This window comes from Salinimicrobium oceani, assembly GCF_012037645.1.
Genome location: NZ_JAAVJR010000005.1, coordinates 17,545 through 37,632 on the forward strand (window position 1 = coordinate 17,545; position 20,088 = coordinate 37,632).

20 protein-coding genes are annotated in these 20,088 nt (G+C 41.4%); 9 read left to right on the top strand and 11 right to left on the bottom strand.

Translation table 11 applies throughout. The annotated features are described in order from the left end of the window. Positions 1–50 precede the first annotated feature (50 nt). A complete protein-coding gene (gene gyrA / locus HC175_RS09695) occupies positions 51–2,606 on the top strand; it encodes a DNA gyrase subunit A (RefSeq protein WP_168138301.1) in 2,556 nt (851 codons plus the stop codon). Positions 2,607–2,627: 21 nt separating this feature from the next. Then, positions 2,628–3,902, top strand: coding sequence for a tetratricopeptide repeat protein (locus tag HC175_RS09700; protein WP_168138302.1), 1,275 nt, complete (start codon positions 2,628–2,630; stop codon positions 3,900–3,902). 56 nt (positions 3,903–3,958) lie between these two features. Here the strand turns inward: HC175_RS09700 and HC175_RS09705 are convergent, their stop codons facing one another. Together HC175_RS09705 and HC175_RS09710 are read right to left on the bottom strand one after the other, a co-directional pair. After that, on the bottom strand, positions 3,959–4,705 hold the full coding sequence (locus tag HC175_RS09705) for a C40 family peptidase (RefSeq protein ID WP_168138303.1): 747 nt from the start codon (positions 4,703–4,705) through the stop codon (positions 3,959–3,961). Between the two features lie 28 nt (positions 4,706–4,733). Next, on the bottom strand, positions 4,734–5,912 hold the full coding sequence (locus tag HC175_RS09710) for an acetyl-CoA C-acyltransferase (protein WP_168138304.1): 1,179 nt from the start codon (positions 5,910–5,912) through the stop codon (positions 4,734–4,736). Between the two features lie 109 nt (positions 5,913–6,021). Here HC175_RS09710 and HC175_RS09715 point away from each other — a divergent pair, with 109 nt between their 5' ends. Continuing rightward, a complete protein-coding gene (locus tag HC175_RS09715) occupies positions 6,022–8,067 on the top strand; it encodes an HD family phosphohydrolase (RefSeq protein WP_168138305.1) in 2,046 nt (681 codons plus the stop codon). A gap of 5 nt (positions 8,068–8,072) precedes the next feature. On the opposite strand, the gene HC175_RS09720 is transcribed toward HC175_RS09715, so the two are convergent. Then, the gene (locus HC175_RS09720; RefSeq protein ID WP_168138306.1) at positions 8,073–8,525 is read right to left on the bottom strand and encodes a transcription elongation factor; all 453 of its coding nucleotides are present in this window, start codon (positions 8,523–8,525) and stop codon (positions 8,073–8,075) included. Positions 8,526–8,622: 97 nt separating this feature from the next. Beyond that, positions 8,623–9,030, bottom strand: coding sequence for a glyoxalase (locus tag HC175_RS09725; RefSeq protein ID WP_168138307.1), 408 nt, complete (start codon positions 9,028–9,030; stop codon positions 8,623–8,625). A gap of 151 nt (positions 9,031–9,181) precedes the next feature. Here HC175_RS09725 and HC175_RS09730 point away from each other — a divergent pair, with 151 nt between their 5' ends. Genes HC175_RS09730 through HC175_RS09740 form a run of 3 tightly spaced genes read left to right on the top strand, consistent with a single transcriptional unit; the run spans position 9,182 to position 11,369 of the window. Further along, a complete protein-coding gene (locus HC175_RS09730) occupies positions 9,182–10,534 on the top strand; it encodes an NAD-dependent succinate-semialdehyde dehydrogenase (RefSeq protein ID WP_168138308.1) in 1,353 nt (450 codons plus the stop codon). 2 nt (positions 10,535–10,536) lie between these two features. After that, positions 10,537–10,968: an NUDIX domain-containing protein gene (locus tag HC175_RS09735; RefSeq protein ID WP_168138309.1), complete on the top strand. Its 432-nt coding sequence runs from the start codon at positions 10,537–10,539 to the stop codon at positions 10,966–10,968. An 11-nt stretch (positions 10,969–10,979) separates the two neighbouring features. Further along, positions 10,980–11,369 carry an acyl-CoA thioesterase gene (locus HC175_RS09740; protein WP_168138310.1) on the top strand — a complete coding sequence of 130 codons (390 nt, stop codon included), beginning with the start codon at positions 10,980–10,982 and terminating at the stop codon, positions 11,367–11,369. On the opposite strand, the gene HC175_RS09745 is transcribed toward HC175_RS09740, so the two are convergent. The 3 genes from HC175_RS09745 to HC175_RS09755 all read right to left on the bottom strand — a co-directional run bounded on the left by HC175_RS09745 (position 11,370) and on the right by HC175_RS09755 (position 14,182). After that, on the bottom strand, positions 11,370–12,467 hold the full coding sequence (locus HC175_RS09745) for an endonuclease/exonuclease/phosphatase family protein (RefSeq protein ID WP_168138311.1): 1,098 nt from the start codon (positions 12,465–12,467) through the stop codon (positions 11,370–11,372). A 143-nt stretch (positions 12,468–12,610) separates the two neighbouring features. After that, entirely contained in the window at positions 12,611–13,894 is a 1,284-nt protein-coding gene (locus HC175_RS09750; protein WP_168138312.1) for a mechanosensitive ion channel family protein, read from the bottom strand. 3 nt (positions 13,895–13,897) lie between these two features. After that, on the bottom strand, positions 13,898–14,182 hold the full coding sequence (locus HC175_RS09755; RefSeq protein ID WP_168138313.1) for a DUF3817 domain-containing protein: 285 nt from the start codon (positions 14,180–14,182) through the stop codon (positions 13,898–13,900). A 215-nt stretch (positions 14,183–14,397) separates the two neighbouring features. On the opposite strand from HC175_RS09755, the gene galE reads away from it, so the two are divergent. After that, positions 14,398–15,429 (top strand): UDP-glucose 4-epimerase GalE, encoded by a 1,032-nt coding sequence (gene galE / locus HC175_RS09760; protein ID WP_168138314.1) that lies wholly within the window; start codon positions 14,398–14,400, stop codon positions 15,427–15,429. Between the two features lie 131 nt (positions 15,430–15,560). Here galE and HC175_RS09765 read toward each other — a convergent pair whose 3' ends face one another. Continuing rightward, positions 15,561–15,704, bottom strand: a complete 144-nt coding sequence (locus HC175_RS09765) for a YqaE/Pmp3 family membrane protein (RefSeq protein ID WP_093112854.1) — start codon at positions 15,702–15,704, stop codon at positions 15,561–15,563. A 211-nt stretch (positions 15,705–15,915) separates the two neighbouring features. Between HC175_RS09765 and HC175_RS09770 the strand changes: the two genes are divergently transcribed. Next, entirely contained in the window at positions 15,916–17,028 is a 1,113-nt protein-coding gene (locus tag HC175_RS09770; protein ID WP_168138315.1) for a DEAD/DEAH box helicase, read from the top strand. A gap of 86 nt (positions 17,029–17,114) precedes the next feature. On the opposite strand, the gene HC175_RS09775 is transcribed toward HC175_RS09770, so the two are convergent. Continuing rightward, complete coding sequence (locus tag HC175_RS09775) at positions 17,115–17,741, bottom strand: YqaA family protein (protein WP_235942578.1); 627 nt, start codon at positions 17,739–17,741, stop codon at positions 17,115–17,117. 74 nt (positions 17,742–17,815) lie between these two features. Then, positions 17,816–18,190: a hypothetical protein gene (locus tag HC175_RS09780; RefSeq protein ID WP_168138588.1), complete on the bottom strand. Its 375-nt coding sequence runs from the start codon at positions 18,188–18,190 to the stop codon at positions 17,816–17,818. Positions 18,191–18,423: 233 nt separating this feature from the next. Here HC175_RS09780 and HC175_RS09785 point away from each other — a divergent pair, with 233 nt between their 5' ends. After that, positions 18,424–19,143, top strand: a complete 720-nt coding sequence (locus tag HC175_RS09785) for an SDR family oxidoreductase (protein WP_168138317.1) — start codon at positions 18,424–18,426, stop codon at positions 19,141–19,143. A 42-nt stretch (positions 19,144–19,185) separates the two neighbouring features. On the opposite strand, the gene HC175_RS09790 is transcribed toward HC175_RS09785, so the two are convergent. Continuing rightward, positions 19,186–20,085 (bottom strand): alpha/beta fold hydrolase, encoded by a 900-nt coding sequence (locus HC175_RS09790; protein WP_168138318.1) that lies wholly within the window; start codon positions 20,083–20,085, stop codon positions 19,186–19,188. Between the last annotated feature and the right edge of the window lie 3 nt (positions 20,086–20,088).

Below are 20,088 nucleotides of genomic sequence, written 5' to 3' on the forward strand. Positions count from 1 at the left end.
AAAATGCGTAAATTGGCACGTTAGATTTTTGAACCAAAATATGAAAATTTATGGCTGAAGGAGAAAAGTTAATTCCTATCAATATTGAAGATGAAATGAAGTCGGCCTACATTGATTATTCAATGTCGGTCATTGTGTCACGTGCACTGCCAGATGTGCGTGATGGCTTGAAGCCGGTTCACCGCCGGGTTCTATATGGAATGTATGAGCTAGGGGTGCTTTCCAACAGAGCTCACAAAAAATCGGCCAGGATCGTAGGGGAGGTATTAGGTAAGTTTCACCCTCACGGAGATTCTTCTGTATATGACACTATGGTGCGTATGGCGCAGGAGTGGAGTTTGCGATATATGCTAGTTGACGGGCAGGGTAACTTTGGTTCTGTGGACGGGGATAGCCCGGCTGCAATGCGTTATACTGAAGCCAGGATGCGCAAGATAAGTGAAGACATGCTTGCCGACATTGACAAGGAAACTGTCGATACTCAGCTCAACTTTGACGATACCATTCACGAGCCGGTAGTTCTACCTACCCGTATTCCTAACCTCCTGGTGAACGGAGCCAGTGGTATTGCTGTAGGTATGGCTACCAATATGCCGCCACACAACCTTTCAGAAGTTGTTGATGGGGTAATAGCTTACATCGATAATAGTGAGGTGACTATAGATGAATTAATCGAGCATGTAAAGGCGCCTGACTTTCCTACGGGAGGGACTATTTATGGTTACGATGGGGTAAGAGAAGCTTTTAAAACCGGCCGTGGACGTGTAGTTATAAGAGCCAAGGCCACTACAGAAGAAGTAGCGGGGAAGGAAGCAATTATCGTAACCGAGATCCCATACCAGGTCAATAAAGCTGAAATGATCAAGAAAACAGCTGAGCTGGTAAATGATAAAAAAATAGAAGGTATCTCTTTGATAAGAGATGAGTCAGATAGAAATGGAATGCGCATTGTCTACATCCTCAAAAGAGATGCTATTCCAAATATAGTTTTAAACACCTTATATAAGCATACCGCATTACAGAGTTCCTTTAGTGTAAACAATATTGCACTTGTAAAGGGACGGCCACAAATGCTGAACCTAAAGGATATGATCCACCATTTCGTGGAGCATCGACATGAGGTTGTAGTGAGACGTACAGAATACGAGCTTCGCAAAGCGGAAGAGAGAGCACATATCCTCGAAGGATTGATCATCGCTTCTGATAATATTGATGAAGTGATCGCTCTTATAAGATCTTCCAGCAATGCAGATGAAGCGCGCGCTAAATTAATTGAGCGTTTTGAGCTTTCTGAAATTCAGGCTAAAGCGATCGTGGAAATGCGATTGAGACAACTTACAGGTCTTGAACAGGATAAACTTAGAGCGGAGTATGAAGAGTTGATGCTTACCATTGAAGATCTTAAGGATATTCTTGCCCGTAAGGAAAGAAGAATGGAGGTGATCAAAAATGAAATGCTCGAAGTAAAAGAGAAATACGGCGATGAAAGACGCTCTATAATAGAATACGCTGGAGGGGATCTTAGTATGGAAGATATGATTCCAGATGAGCAGGTGGTGATCACCATTTCACATGCTGGTTATATCAAAAGAACTTCTCTTACAGAATATAAGATCCAGAACCGTGGGGGAGTAGGTCAAAAAGGATCTACAACCCGTAACGAGGATTTCCTGGAAAATCTCTTTATCGGAACGAATCACCAGTACATGTTGTTCTTTACTGAAAAAGGTAAATGTTTCTGGATGAGAGTTTTTGAGATCCCAGAAGGAAGTAAAACTTCAAAAGGGAGAGCCATTCAGAACCTTATTAATCTAGATCCGGACGATAAGCTAAAAGCCTTTATTTGTACTAAAGATCTCAAGGATGAGGAGTACATCAATAGCCATTATGTGATCATGGCTACGAAAAAAGGACAGGTAAAAAAGACTTCTCTGGAACAATACTCGAGACCTAGAACAAATGGAATTAACGCAATTACCATTCGTGAAGGAGATGAGCTGCTTGAAGCGAGGTTAACTACTGGAGAAAGTCAGGTAATGCTGGCCCTTAAGAGCGGGAAGGCAATTCGTTTTGACGAAAGCAAAACGCGCCCAATGGGTAGAAATGCTTCCGGAGTAAGAGGTATTACTTTGGCCGATGATAATGATGAAGTAGTTGGAATGATCGCTATTCAGAACCCGCAGGAAGAAACAGTTCTTGTAGTTTCTGAAAATGGATATGGGAAACGTACCTATATAGATGATCCCGAAGATGGGGAACCAATCTACAGAATTACCAATCGTGGAGGAAAAGGGGTGAAAACTATTTCCATTACTTCCAAAACTGGTAACCTGGTTGCAATTAAAAATGTTACCGATCTTGATGATCTAATGATCATTAACAAATCGGGTCTTGCCATAAGAACGTCTGTGTCTAACTTAAGAGTTATGGGCCGGGCTACTCAAGGAGTGAGACTTATTAATTTAAAGAATAACGATTCTATTGCTGCTGTTGCAAAAGTGATCAATGAAGAGGAGGATGTTGAAGACGTAGCAGAAGATGCAACACCCGAAAACACTGATCAAAATCACGATGGCACAACTATTGCAAACGATAGTGAGGAATAATTTAAATCAAAACCAAAAAAGATGAAAACTAGAATTTTAACGGCGGTACTAGCTATGTTTACTGTCGTATCATTTGCGCAGAAAAAGGAAATAAAGCGTGCCGGTAAAGCTGTTGAAAAAGGCGAGTACCAGGAAGCAAAGAGCTATTTAAATCAGGCTGAAGCACAATTGGCCAATGCTGATGAGGATGAAAAGGCAGATTTTTACCTTTACAAAGGATATGCATTGGTAGGAAATGGTGAGAACGTAGCTTCTGCCGATCTAATGCAAGCTGCAGAGGCTATGAAAAAGGCTAAAGAGTTAGGGCATGAAGAAGCCCAGGAGGGTATGGCAACGGTTAGCAATGCCTTGGTAAATTCGGCAATAGCAGATCAGAACACCGAGAAATATGCCGAAGCTGCAACGAAACTGGAAACCAGCTACAGGTTGAATACTCAAGACACAATTTATTTATACTATGCAGCCTCTAATGCTGTAAATGGACAGGATTATGATGCGGCTTTAAAGTATTATAATGAGCTAAGAGATCTTGGATTTACAGGAGAAGAAGTAATGTATACTGCTGTAAACAAAGAAACTGGAGAAGAGGAGAGAATGGCTTCAAAAGAGCAGAGAGACCTTTTTGTAAAGGCTGGTACTTATATCAATCCGCAGGAAAAGAAATCTGAATCCAGAAAGGGTGAGATTGCTAAGAATATCGCCTTGATCTACATTGAAAAAGGAGAAAATGAGAAAGCCATTGCTGCAATGGAGAGCGCTAAGCAGGAAAATCCTGGTGATGCCAGTCTCATGCAGGCTGAAGCCGATATGTACTACAAAATGGGCGACATGAAAAAGTATCGTGAGACCATTGAAAAGGTTTTGGAGCAAAATCCCGATGACGCTACCCTCTATTATAACTTAGGAGTTAGTTCTGCAGAACTTGGAGAAAATGATCGTGCTATTGAATATTACAAGAAAGCTATTGAGCTTGATCCAAGCATGAAAAATGCACGTCTTAATATCGCATTTGTCATCTTGTCAAAAGAGGAGCCTATTGTTAAGGAGATGAACAGCCTCGGAATGAGCAAGGCCGATCAAAAGAAATATGATGAATTGGCGAAAAGCCGTCAGGGACTATATAGAGATGCACTTCCTCACCTTGAAAAGGTGCTTGAAAATGATCCCTCTAATATAGAAGCAGCGAGAACGATCATGAACATTCATTACCAGCTTAATCAAACCGAGGAAGCTGAAGCAATGAAAGCTAAGATCGACCAAATGCAGGCTGAAGGAACTCCGGCTAACGGACAGTAATCAGCTCAGAAGTCTGAATAAAAATAATAGCCCGCTCAACTTGAGCGGGCTATTTGTTATATGATCTTTTTGATCACCCGAAGCTGGTGAGTATGCCTTCTAAGCTCGGCATTGTAAATTCCCGAATGGTCAATCCTGTCAACTCTAACCTTTCCATCTGCATGAATGATGTAATTGTCCTGCATCATAATGCCCACGTGGTTGATAATTCCTTCAGGGCCATCAAAGAAAGCCAGGTCACCTGGCTCACTTTCCTCAATAAAACTTAAAGAATCTCCCTGCCTGGCCTGTTCTGAAGCAAATCGAGATAACCTATGTCCATGTAGCTTATAAACCATTTGGGTGAAGCCACTGGCATCAATTCCAAAGGGCGATCTTCCGCCATGCAAAAAAGGTGCGTTGAGATACAAAAAAGCAGTATCAATAAGTCGCTCCTTTCCAATTATTCCAGTAGTGGTACTTCCAGAATGCCTGTGATTCAAGATTTGTTTTCCAGTTAAGGAAGATCCCAGGGGAATAGGAATGAGTTCCTTCTCGGTTGTCACAAATTCCACGAGATCGGCAGAAAGTTCAGCAGAACATGCCAAAAGTTCCTGATAGCTGCTTTCGTTGATCTTGAAGACCTGCTTATTGTCGATCCAGGCTTCGAGATCTTCAAATGAAGTTTTAATTCTGGACCACCTTGCTCGCTCCTCCAGGATTCTGAATGTCTCTCCATACAGCAACTGACTTAACATTTCCGCAGTGTGTGAAGGTTCAGCCCTTAGAGGAACCATGCCTAAATTGCCTATGGCATATTGCATCAAAAATGTGATTTGTGGATGGCTTTCTTTACGGACGTTCTATAACGATTGCTGAAGCTCCTCCACCTCCATTACAAATGGCAGCAGCACCAAGCCTTGCATTATTTTGCTCGAGTACACTCAGGAGCGTGATGATGATCCTTACTCCCGAGCAGCCCAGGGGATGCCCCAAAGAAACTGCTCCTCCGTTCACGTTTGTATTTTTATCTGTTAATCCCAGAAGTTTCATATTCGCCAGTCCCACTACAGAAAATGCTTCATTAAATTCGAAAAAATCTATGTCCTCTTTAGAGACATTGGCTTTTTTCAAAGCTTTTGGTAATGCAATAGCCGGGGCGGTAGTGAACTTCTCTGGATCTTGTGCTGCATCGGCGAAACCTCTAATGATACCCAGTATTTTTAGACCTAGTTCCTCGGCTTTCTCCCTGCTCATAAGCACCACTGCTCCTGCACCATCATTGATGGTTGATGCATTGGCTGCAGTAACGGTTCCTTCCTTGCTAAAAGCAGGACGCAGAGAAGATAGTTTATCCATCTTTACATTTTTGTACTCCTCATCTTCCTTTACCACAAGAGGGTCACCCTTGCGTTGAGGCACTTCTACTGGTACCACCTCATTGTCAAATTTTCCTTCCTTCCACGCTTTGGCAGATCTTTCATAAGATTGGGTAGCAAATTTGTCCTGATCTTCCCTGGAAAATTCATGTTCGATAGCACAATTATCAGCACAAACACCCATAGCAAGTTGATTGTATGCGTCCATTAAGCCATCCTTTTGCAGGCCGTCGATCATAGTCGCAGGTCCAAATTTTTGACCATTTCTCAAGTGCAGGTAGTGAGGGATCATACTCATATTTTCCATTCCGCCGGCCACAATAATATCTGCATCGCCTAAAGCAATAGATTGTGCTCCCTGCATTACTGCTTTCATTCCGCTTGCACATACTTTATTTACTGTAGTACATGGTACAGAGTGTGGGATTCCTGCACCCAGAGCAGCCTGCCTTGCAGGTGCCTGTCCCAATCCTGCCTGTACCACATTTCCCATGAGCACTTCATCTACCATATCGGGATCAAGGCTAATTTTATCAAGGGCTCCTTTAATTGCTATAGATCCAAGCTTCGTTGCCGGAACGGTGGATAAGCTGCCTAAAAAACTTCCTATTGGAGTTCTTGCTGCGCTTACTATTACTACTTCCTTACTCATGGTTTAGGTTTTAAATTTTCTATTGCGAATTTAATCATTTTATCAGGAAGAAACCAACGTTCTCCACAGCCGCGTTTTTTTAGTACATTTGAAAGGTGATAACGTTTGTATGAAACCGTTTGTAAACAGCCTTTATAAAAATCAGGACCTTTTTTACAAGGTTTTTTTATTTCTCCTTACCACCTTTCTCATCGTGTACCTCTTTCCCAAAGGAGGTAAATTCAAGTATGAAATCCCGAAGGGTAAACCCTGGCAATACGAGAATCTTTATGCTCCCTTCGATTTTGCAATCCTCAAAACTCCAGAAGAACTCGCTGCAGAAAAGGCGGAGATCAATAAGAATCATATTCCTTATTATGATTATAATCCTGAAGTCGCAGTACAGGTAGAAACCGCTCTTGATGAACAATTTCCCCGTATCTTTTCTGACACCCTTAGCCGGAATGAACGAAATAGGCTGCAGAATTTCATTGATGGCACCTATAGTGAAATTTATGAAAGTGGATTACTTCAGGAAATTCTACCTCTGGAACCCGATCAATTGGTCTATTTAAGAGAGGGAAATGAGGTCACAGAAACTACCTATAAGAGTATTCTAAAACAGAATCAGCTAAGAGATTTTCTCAATCGGCGAATTGACCAGGCGAGGCTTCAGAATTTCAGGGATGATCTTATAAGTCTCTTTTTTGATGCGGTAAAACCCAATGTTACCTATAATGAGGCGCTCACCCAAAGCGATCTCGAAAGCAGGTATAATCAGATCTCCTATACGCGGGGCAATGTAGAAAGAGGGACAATCATTGTAGCTAAAGGTGAAGTGGTTGAGGGGAATAAGTTGCAGATATTGAACTCATTAAAGGCCGAATATGAATCTCAGGTGTGGAGCGAAGCAAACTACAACTGGGTGATTGTGGGTTATACACTCCTGGTTTTTCTGGCGCTTCTCATGTTGATGCTGTTCATTAGAAAGTATCGCTATGACATCTTTCAGAATAATACAAAAGTAACTTTCATCTTCTTCAATGTTATTTTAATGGTCCTGCTTACAGTAGTAGTGATCAATTTTAATGTGGAATATGTATATGTGGTACCACTATGTATTCTGCCTCTTACTATTAAAGGTTTTTTTGACTCCAGGCTGGGATTGTTTACGCACGTCATTACCGTGCTCCTGCTGGGCTTTATTGTTCCCGACAGTTATGAGTACATGTTCCTGCAGATCATTGCAGGGATAGTCACTATTCTCACGGTTTCTGAACTCTACAAAAGGGCCAATCTCTTTATCACTGTAGGCCAGATCACCCTGGTGTACATCCTTTCCTATTTTGCTTTTACCATCATTCAGGAAGGTTCCATTTACGAGCTGGAGCCCGAAACTTTCCTTATGTTCTTATTGGGAGGGCTGGCAACACTTTTTGTGCAACCTTTGATCTATGCTTATGAAAAGATCTTCGGACTCATTTCAGACATGTCCCTGTTAGAATTGTCCGATACCAACAGCAAGCTCCTTAAGGAGTTGTCAGATAAAGCTCCAGGTACTTTCCACCACTCTTTAAATGTTGCTAACCTCGCCGAAGCTGCGGCAAACGAGATCAATGCCAATTCCATGCTCGTAAGAGTAGGGGCGCTTTATCACGACATTGGGAAGATGAAGAATCCCACTTATTTTACCGAAAATCAGACTACCTCTGTAAATTCCCACGATGAACTTTCTCCTAAAGAAAGTGCAGAGATCATCATTGAACACGTGATCAATGGGATTGAAATTGCCAAAAAAAGGAATTTGCCAGATAGAGTGATCGATTTTATACGTACCCATCATGGCACAACAACCGTATATTACTTTCTTAAAAAAGCACAGGAGAACGAGAGTGAAGTAAATGAAGAAGACTTCAGGTATCCCGGGCCAATGCCTTTTAGTAAGGAAACGGCTATTCTCATGATGTGTGATAGTGTAGAGGCAGCTAGTAGAAGTATTAAGGAACCCACTTCCAGGATCATTGATGAATTTGTTGAGAAGATCATCAACAAGCAAATGGAAGAAGGACAGTTCCTTAATTCAGATATTACTTTTATGGAAATCCAGCTGGTCAAAAAGGTGCTGAAGCGTAAGCTCAAAAATATCTATCACCTGCGAATAGAATATCCGGAATAAGGCTTCTACCAAACCTTTACGATCTCTACCTCGCCATCTCTGAAGTTAAAGGAATCTCCTGCCTTTCTGCCTTCCAGTTCTTTATATAAAGGAGCTTGAGTGGAAATTGCATAGACCTTGCTTCCACTTTCCAAATCAATTTCCCCAAGGGGCACCGATATAAAGTAGTAAGCATTTTTGGTCTCAACTACGCTTCCCGGCCTCACTACTTCGCTGCGATGCTCAATATCAAGATTAGCCAGGGTTTCTTTCATGGTACGAACCCTGTCGAGATAAACAGCGTTCTTCTCATACTCTGTAAGCATCTCTCCTTTGTTACCATATTCATCAAAGTCGGGATGAAATTTATGCTGTTCATTCTGCCCGCTTATGGTATCCATTTTTTCGTTGTACTGGTCAATTCTGTCATTGACCAAATCCAGGCATTTGTTGTAAAGTTCTTCTTTATTAATGCTCATTTTTTTCACGTTTTCCTTAAAATTAGCCAACGTGATTTTTAATAAAGAACAATTAGCAAAAGTTTAATAATTGTATTTCTTGTCCACAGGAGTACCTTTAAATTGCAGATCTTGGGTCGAGGAGCTGTATCGAATTTTGTATCCTTTCAATCACGAGATTCATCATCCTTTTATTAAGTGCAGAAGAGTTGGTAATATAGTATTGGTACTCCTCGATCGTGAACTGGCCAATGATCATTCCCTTAAGGCTATTGCGGAATTTGATATCTTTTTGGATGGCGTTTTCAATAAAATGCAACCTCTTTTCCACACTCATTTCCAGGAAACCGTTCTTATGCTTCTGAACATAATTTTTAAATGCCTCCAGTAAAAGGTCGTTCTGCAACTTGATCACAGGTCTTAAAGTGCGATTTTGAAAGCTTTCATCGGGTAAGGTAGCCGAAGAAACAACAGCCGAGTCAATGTTTGGCCTTGCCCTTAGCAGGTTTTCATCACGAGTATCCATAATCTGTGTTTTACCTAAATATAAGAAAAGGTTTTGCAGCGATAACAAACGCGCTCAACACTTATAAACGGGTTGTGAACACCCGTTAAAATCCCGTAAATAGTTTTTATGCCTACCTTCTTCTTTTTACCTTTAAAAAAAGCCATTTTTCATGATCATTTCCCATAACCCTTACACCGGTGAAAAGCTAAAGGAGCACAAAGAATTTACTTCTGAAGATATCAATACTACCTTGGACAAAGCGACCCATGCCTTTTCAGAATGGAAGCAGACCTCGTTTTCTCAACGTTCAGGATTAATGCTGAAGGCTGCGGAAGAATTAAAAGAAAATAAGCAGCAGTACGCAGAGACCATTACGAAGGAAATGGGGAAACCTATTAGTCAGTCAATTGCTGAAGTGGAAAAGTGCGCCTGGGTGTGCGAATATTACGCTCAACATGCCGAAGCCCAGCTCTCACCTGAAGCTATCGAGACAGACGCTGAAGACAGTTACATAAATTATGCACCTCTCGGAGTGGTGCTGGCAATAATGCCCTGGAATTACCCTTTTTGGCAGGTATTCAGATTTGCTGCCCCGGCTCTCATGGCAGGTAACGTGGGGGTACTAAAGCACGCCAGTAATACCATGATGTGTGGCGGGAAGATCGAACAGGTCTTTTTACGGGCTGGATTTCCTAAGGGAATCTTTCAGAATATGATCATTGGTAGTAAAAAGGTTGAGGAGGTTTTAAAAGATGACCGGGTCAAGGCAGTTACTTTAACAGGAAGTGGTCCTGCGGGTAGTGCTGTGGCAAAAACAGCAGGCGGGCTTATCAAGAAGTCAGTTCTGGAACTTGGAGGAAGTAATGCGCTTGTGGTCTTTGCAGATGCAGATCTTGAAGCGGCAGTAGAAAACTGCGTGCAGGCCCGTTTCCAAAATACGGGACAAAGCTGTATCGCCGGAAAAAGATTGCTGGTAGAGGAAAAAATTGCAGCCGACTTTACAAAACTCTTTATTGATAAAGTTAAAGCGCTGAAGGCGGGAGATCCTATGGATCCCAATACTTATATTGGAGTGCAGGCAAGGGAGGATCTGGCGAAAGATCTGGAATCACAGGTGGAGCGCTCTGTGGAAATGGGAGCAGAGCTGCTGTTGGGTGGGGTGCGAAAAAAGGCATTTTTTGAACCTGCTGTCTTGAGTGGTGTTACCAGCGAAATGCCGGTCTTTAATGAAGAAACCTTTGGGCCGGCTATTGGAATAACCATTTTTAATTCTGAAAATGAAGCGGTAGCATTAATGAACGATACGCAATTCGGGCTGGGTGTTTCTTTATTTACGGCAGATAAGGAACGGGCCAAGCGTTTAATTCCCCAAATAGAGGACGGAGCTGTTTTTATTAATGAACTTGTAAAAAGTGATCCGCGGCTACCATTTGGCGGCACAAAAAAATCGGGTTATGGCAGGGAATTATCTGCTTTTGGAATCAGGGAATTTGTAAATGTTCAAACGATATATTTTAAGTAAAGATGAAGCAGCAAATTTCAGTAACTACAGATTGCGTTGTGTTCTACCAAAATTCTGAAGCCATCAAGGTGCTCCTGGTAAAACGGAAAAAAGATCCGTATAAAGGCCAATGGGCTATTCCGGGAGGTTTTCTTGAAGAAAAGGAAACTCTGGAGGAGGGTGCAAAAAGGGAGCTCAAAGAGGAAACCGGGCTTTCTGTTGATCGGTTATGGCAGTTAAAAGCTTTCGGTACTCCGGGCAGAGATCCCCGGGGTCGAACCGTCAGTATTCCTTTCTATGGAGTTGTTACTTCAGAAGAGAAAGTGCAGGGAAGCGATGACGCCGAAGATGCACAATGGTTTCAGCTTGACCAGTTGCCAGATTTGGCTTTTGATCATTCAGAAATATTAGAAGAGGCGAAAAAGTCTTATTTTTCTGAAATTAAAAATCAGTAAACAGAAAAGCAATGAGATTTCATACCCGTAAATGGATCAAGCCACAAGATCTCAATCCTAATGGAACTTTATTTGGCGGCCGACTTCTGGAATGGATTGATGAGGAAGCTGCTCTTTATGCAATTATTCAGCTTGAGAATCCCCGTACCGTAACTAAGTTCATGAGTGAGATCGATTTTAAAAGTTCTGCGAGGGAAGGGGATATCATTGAGATTGGAATGGACGTTGTAAAATTTGGCAAGGCCTCTTTAACTTTAAGGTGTGAGGTAAGGAATAAAATGAATCGGCAGGTGATCATTAGTATCGAAAGAATTGTAATGGTGTGTCTGGACGAAGAAGGTAAAGCCAAACCTCACGGTAAAACCCAGATCGAATATGTAAAAGACAGACTGAAAGAGTAGTTACTCCTTGCCTTCGGCCTTTTCTTTCTGATCCTTTCTGTTCTCTTTTTCGATTTGATCTTCAGCTTTTTGTAAATCTTCCTCTTTGGGAGGAGGTAATTCCTGAACTGCTGCTTTCTCTGGCTCCAGGCTCAGCTTGGCATAAAGCGGAAAATGATCTGATTCCACGTCATTACCCACCTTTATTTCCACCAGCCTGAATTCTTCTGAAACAAACAAATGATCAAGGGGCCACCTCATGATCCAACTTTCTGCATTGAAGGTATTGTAAAACCCTCTGCCTATTCGGGGATCAAGTAATCCGCTTACATTTTGGAACAGTCGGGTGGTCTCAGACCAGGCAACATCATTAAAATCTCCTGTCACTATTACAGGAAGCTCCTCTTCATTTGCCATTTTTGCGACCATCATCATCTGGGCGTCTCTATCTGTAGAGGTAGCGTCATGTGGCGGCATGGGAGGAGTAGGATGAATAACGTGAAGGCGCACCAGTTCGCCCGAAGGTAAAATGATCCTCGCGTGCATGGAAGGGATGCTGTCATCAAGTAAAAATCGAATTTGTGGGTCTAGTAGCTTAAAGCGAGAGTAAACCAGCATGCCATAGGTGTTGTCAAGCGGCATCTCCATTCTGTAGTTGTAGCCAAATCCTCTCAAACCTTTTCTCAATTCTTTTTGCCAGGTCTTGTCGGTTTCTGTAAAGATCAAAAGATCGGGGTCCTGTAAAAATACTTCATTGACTACTCTTCCATACTCCTTGTTTTTCTGAAGCACATTTGTGGCTAGTATGCTAATGCTGCTTTGGGGTATGGCAACTGTATTTTTTCTTACCTCCACATTGGCAAATGGGGTATATGGATAAATTTTGCCTAACTGTAGCAGAAAGCAGGCTCCCAGAACACCTATAAAGGTATAGTCTCTCCAGTTACGAAGGTCAAACCTGAAGAAATAAACCATTAAGGCGACAAAAGTTAGTACAGTCAGCTGTACATGTGGGTAATCGAACATTCTTATCCACCAGTAATCTGCAGCTACAAAAGGAAAAAGAGAAATAATAACGGCAATGATACCGAACCCCTGAAGAAATGGTTTAAGATGCATGTGCGTTTTTCCTGTTTTGGTGAAAAGCTGTGAAAATTTTATCTAAAGTAGAGCTTTCTTTCGTCTGGAAAGGAAAACAGAGATATTTTTTAAGCTTTGGGTTGAAACCAGCCTTCGAGCCATGCGTTCAAAATCCAGAATAATTACTTACCTCCTGAAATATGTTTCAAAGACTTGATAATGTCGTCACCCGAAGGAGATTCGAACAGCTGTAAATCAAAATAAGGTACAGCCGCTATAAGATGATCAAAGATATCGGCGGTAATTGCTTCATAGTATTCCCAACGCTTATCTGCACTAAAGCAGTAGATCTCCACCGGAATACCCTGAGTGGTAGGCGGTAAATGCCGAACCATCATAGTCATTTCCTGGTGAATCTGAGGATGGGCTTTGAGATAAGCCAGTGCGTAGTTCCTGAAAACACCAAGATTGGTCTGATGTCGGCCGTTGAGCAAATGTTTTTTATTGATGCCCAGCTTCAGGTTGTATTCGTTGATCTCCTGTTGCCTTTGCTTAATGTATGGTGCAACGAGACCATACTCTTCAAACTTTTGAATATCCTCCTCATTTATAAATCTAATGGAGTTTTGCTTGATATTCAAAGATCTTTTAATGCGTCTTCCGGGAGATTCCTGCATTCCGCGCCAGTTGTGAAAGGAATCGGCGATCAGGTTATATGTTGGGATTGTCGTATATGTATTATCCCAGTTCTGCACTCTTACTGTAGCCAGGTTGATCTCTGTCACGAACCCATCGGCTCCATATTTGCTGAAGGTGATCCAGTCTCCAATTCGCACAATGTCGTTAACAGAAACCTGGATTGAAGCAATGAATCCTAAAATGGTGTCCTTGAAAATAAAAAGGATTATAGCCGAAGCTGCACCCAGTGAAATAAGAAAGCCGAGTACAGATCTTTCGGTGATTTCTGAAAAAATAAAAATAAGCCCAATAGACCAGAAACCTATCATGAGCACCTGCGCGTAGCTTTCAATAGGCTTATCATGATAACGCTCATGGCGCTTCATGTAATTGGTAGTCGTTCTCACCAGGCTTCGGCAAATGAAAACTGTGAGCAGGATGATATAAATGTCTACCAGTTTTTCAAAGACTTCAAGAAGTTTGGGATAATCTTCAAAAACTACAGGAACTGTAAGTATAAGGAGCAGGAGGGGAAAAATATTACTTACATATTTGGGAAAATTACTTTTGACAAGGTAGTCATCAAAAGTAGTTTTAGTTTTATTGGTAAACCTTTGAAAAGCCGTAAGTAAGATCCTTTTTGTGATATGATGAATGAAATACCAGAGAACAAATACTACAGCAATATTCACCAGCATATTCAGAAAATGCGCAATATCCTCGTCCAGGCCTTTCCCAATAAGATATTCTGCTAAATAATTACTTAGTTCTTTGATCCTTTCCCACATTCTCTAAAGGTATTTTTTCTCAACGTAAAATGGACCCAGAGGTAAGACAGAGCTCACACAGATGATCAACAGGGTCTTAAGATCCCACCTCAAAGGTTTGAAAAGGAAAACTGCACCCATGATGTAGGCTATGAACAAGAAACCGTGGGCCGCTCCAACTAGTCGTACCATTTCGGGAGCATTCCAGATGTACTTTAGAGGCATGGCGATCAACAAAAGGACCAGGAAAGAAATCCCTTCTAAAATACTGATCCACTTAAAGGTTTTAACCTGATTTTCCAGCGACATGTGTTCTTTTTTTGTTGCTGCAAATATATTTCATTTTAATCGAAATGCGGTCCCATAATACATTCTTCTTTAGTAACTAAATTGAGTTGCAGCAGGTTAAACAGCGTCAAAGAAAGGAGATCAAAAATCCCCTTTTTGGAACCACATATTTATACGATTTCGCAGAAAGTAGCCAGGTAATTCTTATTTTGCGAATGATTTGGAAGATAAATATAATGAGTAAAAAAATATTAGTTACAGGAGGTTTAGGATATATTGGTTCCCATACTGTGGTAGCGCTTCAGGAGAAAGGTTTTGAGGTAGTGATTATTGACAATCTCTCCAATTCTTCATTGGATGTCTTAGGAGGTATAACGAAGATCACAAAGATCTCCCCCGAATTTGAAAATCTTGATCTAAGGGAAAAACAAGATGTAAATCGCTTTTTTGAGAAGTATAGCGATCTTGCAGGAGTAATTCATTTTGCTGCTTCGAAGGCTGTTGGGGAAAGTGTTCAGAACCCGTTGCTTTATTATGAGAATAATATCAATACGCTTGTATACCTGTTACAGCAGCTAAAGGAGAAGAAAAGTTCAAATTTCATTTTTAGTTCCTCATGTACTGTTTACGGCCAGGCAGATGAACTGCCTATTACAGAAAATGCACCAGTAAAACGGGCGGAGTCACCTTATGGAAATACAAAACAGATAGGTGAGGAGATCATTGCTGATACCTGCAAAGTGGTGCCGGGTTTACGGGCTATTTCCCTGAGATATTTTAATCCTATTGGAGCACATCCCAGCGCCCAGATTGGAGAATTACCCATTGGCACACCACAAAATCTCGTGCCGTTCATAACACAAACTGCAGCGGGAAAAAGGGAACAACTCTCTGTATTTGGAAAGGATTATCCCACACCAGATGGCACCTGTATAAGAGATTACATTCATGTTATGGATCTCGCCAGGGCTCACGTCGTAGCTCTGGAGCGGCTGCTGGATGGGGAACAGCAGGACAACTACGAAGTTTTCAATCTTGGCACAGGAAAGGGAAATTCTGTGCTGGAGGCTATTCAGGCTTTCGAAAAAGTTTCGGGTAAAAAATTACCTTATTCCTTCGCCGAGAGGAGGGAAGGAGATATAACTTCGGCGTATGCCGATACACATAAGGCTAATAAGGTGCTTAACTGGAAGGCAGAGTACAATATTGAAGATGCAATGGCCAGCGCATGGAAATGGCAACAAAAGCTAGAGGAAAAGGAGCAATAAAAAATAAGAAACTGTCTAAAACATAAGCTTAAAGGCTAATTCAAACTTTTGGATACCTTCTGGGAAGGTCATACCTGATCTCTTACATCAGGATTTTAAAAGGGGATTTTACGTTTTAGACAGTTTTTTCATTAGTTTACTATAAAGGCGTGGATAACTCCAGGCAACCAACCAATCAGCGTAAGGATAATGCTTATTAAAAGAGTAGTCCCTACACCATGATTCAGATAGACTGCTAAAGGAGGTAAAAGGATATTCAGAATAATAGTAAGCATAATTTCTTTTTTATTGGTTATACAACCAAATTAGTGATAAATTATTAAAATTTATCGCAGATTTTTTGGTTTAGCTTCATTTTAACATGCACATCCTTAATAAATTAACCAGCTGTTTGAATGAGTGCAGATGCCGTGCGGCCTCGGGTAATTTGAAGCCCAGGAGAGCGCGATCCTTAAGAAAAAGTTATCTTCGCTAAAAATTAACGCAATGACATTTAAGGAACTGGGAGTTTCAGAGGAAATTATAAAAGGGCTGAAAGAGATGGGAATCGAACATCCCACAAAAATACAGGAAGCAGCCATTCCTGTTTTGACAGAAGGTATTGTAGATTTTGTAGGCCAGGCGCAGACGGGAACTGGAAAAACGGCAGCCTTTGGTTTGCCATTACTCGCCCAGATCGATCCTTCAAATGAAGAGATACAGGCTTTAATTCTTGCACCTACAAGGGAGCTGGGCCAGCAAATTGCCCGTCAGATCTTCAAGTTTACTAAATACACAGACAAAGTTTTTACTGAAGCTGTTTATGGAGGTGAAAAGATCGACATCCAGATCGCAAGATTAAATCGCCCCACCCAAATTGTAGTTGCAACTCCGGGCCGACTCATTGATCTTATAAAAAGAAAGGCGATAGACATCAGAAAGATCAAGACTTTGATCCTGGACGAGGCAGATGAGATGTTAAGCATGGGTTTCAAGAAAGATCTTTCTACCATCCTGGAAATGACGGCTTCTAAAGAAAGAAACGTATGGCTGTTTTCTGCTACCATGCCTCAGGAACTCAATGAGATCATCAACAAGTATGTAAATAAGAATGCCCGAAGAGTTGCTATAGATAAGCAGGACGCGGTAAATACAGGGATTGAGCATCAGTATGTGTCAGGTGATGACAATAGTAAACTCGATACGCTCGCTTATTTTCTCAAGTCCATGGGCAAGAAGCGTGGAATAATTTTTACCAAAACAAAAACTGCAGCCAGAACTTTGTCCAAGCAATTAATAGCTAAGAACTATGAAGTGGGACTTCTGGAAGGAGACATGTTGCAGAAAGACAGGGATAAGGTGATGCGGGCTTTTAAAAATGAGAACCTGAGGCTCCTGGTTTCAACAGATGTTGCTGCTCGTGGCATTGATGTTGCAAACCTTGCCTTTGTAGTGCATTATCAATTACCCGATCAAACTGAATATTATACTCATCGTAGCGGCCGTACAGCGAGAGCCGGTAAAACTGGAATCTCCCTCGCCCTTGTAAATCAATACGAGCGCAGACAAATTACTCAGCTGGAAAGAACTTTGGGTATTAAATTTACACAGATCAGGTAGTTCTGTTTCTGTGGTGATATCAACAAAAAATCCCAGTAGAAGGAACTCCTTTCTACTGGGATTTTTTTATAATCTATATTTTAGTACTATACGATCTTGAAAATGACCAGGGCATATCCATAGAATCGAATGAATCTAAGAAGCCCGAAAAGCAGGTAATATTTGAATTTATAGTTAATAATACCCGCAGCAACACTTGTAATGGAAAAGGGAATTGGAAGCAGGGCTCCAACTACAATAAGAAAACCTCCCCATTTTTCGGTGTTCTTTATATGCTTGGCCATCCGCGTTTCCATGTAATTATGAACTGCCGGGATTTTGGTAATGGCTTTCCCCATAAAGTAGGAAATAATACCTCCCAAATAAGATGCCAGTGCCAGAAGACTCAGATAAATAACAGGCATAGCAGATTTTCCTGCCCAGGCAATGAACAATTCCGGTGGGACTAATCCCAGGAAAATGGATTCAGATGCCAGGAAAAATGCAAGTATTCCTATAGGAGAAAAGGTCTCTGTGACAGTGACCAGGACCTGATTGATATTGATCACATATTCATTAATGGCAAACAAGGCGGCCAGAAAAAGAATGATCGGTAAAATGGCCTTTTTGACACTATTGCCTACAAACCGGTAAAATCCAGTGTAGTTGTAATACTGATGAAGTAATTTCCAGCGGGGTTTTTTGTTCAGAACTACCTCATTTTTCTTCTTCATATTCGTTTCCTCCATTAAAAGCTCGATTTTCAGAAATATATCCAATTATTGAGCCACATTGCCTCAACAAAAGGTTAATTCTCTTCGGCGTACGCAATTAAGTTCTCACTGTACTCTCTAAGTTCCAGGGCGTTGATCTTATTTCGAGATTCCGCCATTAAAGAAAGTAAATAATCCAGGCTTTCTTTTGGATCAACTTCATTAGGCTCTTCTTCCTCTTCAAGATCTTCTACTGGCTCATCTTCCGGAATTGGAATATCAAAGGTCTGGTAGGTTTCGATATGTTCGTAAGTAAGCCTAATCACTTTTGCAAGCAAAGGATTCTTCTCTTCTACTGCATACGGCCTCAACTCCTTAAGATCTTCAACGATGGTGTTGGTAATAATGCCATTGCGCATCAGGTCGCGCTGTATTTTGTTCAGAAGTTTTTGTGCCTTTGGATTTTCCAACTTTTGCAATTTTTTAATTAAACATGATTCTAATCAGGAAAAACTTTTTCCCTGCTTAGAAGGAGTGCAAAGATAATTGAATCTCGGTGTAATTTGTCGGACTTTTTTTAAAGATTTTTCGCTTCGGAAGTTAATTTTTGAGCAGGATTTCTCCTGAAACAATTAACAAACTCTTAAATGATGTATTTTTCTGTTAGCTGAAGTATTTAATAGTTTTATCATAAAATAAAAGCATGAAAGATTTAAACAACAAAGTTGCTTTTGTCACTGGCGGAAGCAAAGGTATAGGTTACGGCGTAGCTGCAGCCCTTTCTGCAATGGGTGTAAAAGTTGGAATTACCAGCCGGCACTTAAAAGAAGCAGAAAAAGCAGCAAAGGAAATCACATCAAAAGGGAAAGCTGAGGTAATAGGCATTGAAGCCGATGTTCGAGATTTTGAGAGTCAGAAAAAGGCGATTGCCCAGGTCACCGCAAAATGGGGGCAATTGGATGTCTTGGTAGCCAATGCAGGGGTAGGGCATTTTGGTTCTATAGAAGACCTTACCCCACAGCAGTGGCAGCAAACTATAGACACCAATCTTACCGGTGTTTTTTACAGCCTTAAAGCTGCTATCCCTCACCTCAAGAAAACAAATGGATATATTTTTACGATCTCCAGTTTAGCAGGAACGAATTTCTTTGCGGGAGGCTCGGCTTATAATGCCAGTAAATTTGGAGTTACAGGCTTTACCCAGGCTGCAATGCTAGATCTCCGAAATTACGACATCAAGGTGACTACCATTATGCCCGGCTCTGTTGCAACGCACTTTAACGACCATACACCCTCTGAAGAGGATGCCTGGAAAATTCAAAGTGAAGATATTGGAGAACTGGTGGTTGACCTTCTCAAGATGAACCAGCGTGCCTTACCTAGCAAGATTGAAATTCGACCCACAAAACCGCCTCAGAAATAATTTGAGGTGTCAAAAAGGAGGTTTTTTAGACCTCCTTTTTTTCTACTTTCTCGGAGACAGGTGTACAGATTTTGCCAGGTCCACAATTTTATCGGCCAGGGCAAGCCAGACCTCCTCTTGTAAGAAGTGGCGGGATTTTAACTGGTGAATTTCTTTTAAACCAGCAGCTGCCTGGATCTCTTTTCCGTGGGTTTCAAGCTGTAGTGCAGGATCGTTGGCTCCCCATATCGCCTGCACCGGATAATCCTTGTTCTTTACCGCCTTATAACACAGTTCCCGGAATTCGGGGGAATGATCAAAATTGCGCATGATCTTCAGAAATGCTTTTCCGCCATCATCTCTCTTCAAGAGATCTACGTAAGCGTTCATTTCTGCAGTGCTAATTTCCGAAGTATTCAAAACACCCATTTGCTTGAACATGACAGGCCAGGTGAGATGTGTGATCATTTGTAGTTCTGCTTCTCCTAAAACTCTTTTTTCAAAAGGCCGCATTACAACAGGCTTTTTAAAATTGACCACATCAACCCACGTGTTGAGAACAGTCAGGGATAGAATACGATTAGCATGTCTCGCGGCCAGGGCAAAACCTATTGGCCCGCCTACGTCGTGAACCACCAGGTGGAATTTTTTAAGCTTCAGCGCTTTAACTGCTTTATAAAGAAAGTCGGCCAAATTCGAGAAGGAATATTCGAAATTCTCAGGCCTGTCAGATAATCCCAATCCGGGGAGATCTATTGCCACTCCTTTGTAGCCTTTTTTTTCAAGAGACCTAAGTACTTTTCTGTATAAAAAGGAGGAAGTAGGAACGCCATGTACACAAAGCACAGTTTCTCCACGGCCATACTTTAGGGCAAAAGTATTAAGCCCATCTACATCAAAATAAATCCCGGAGGCTTCATGCTCCTTAATGACCTCTGTTACAGATCTCTCTTTTTTCGCCATATG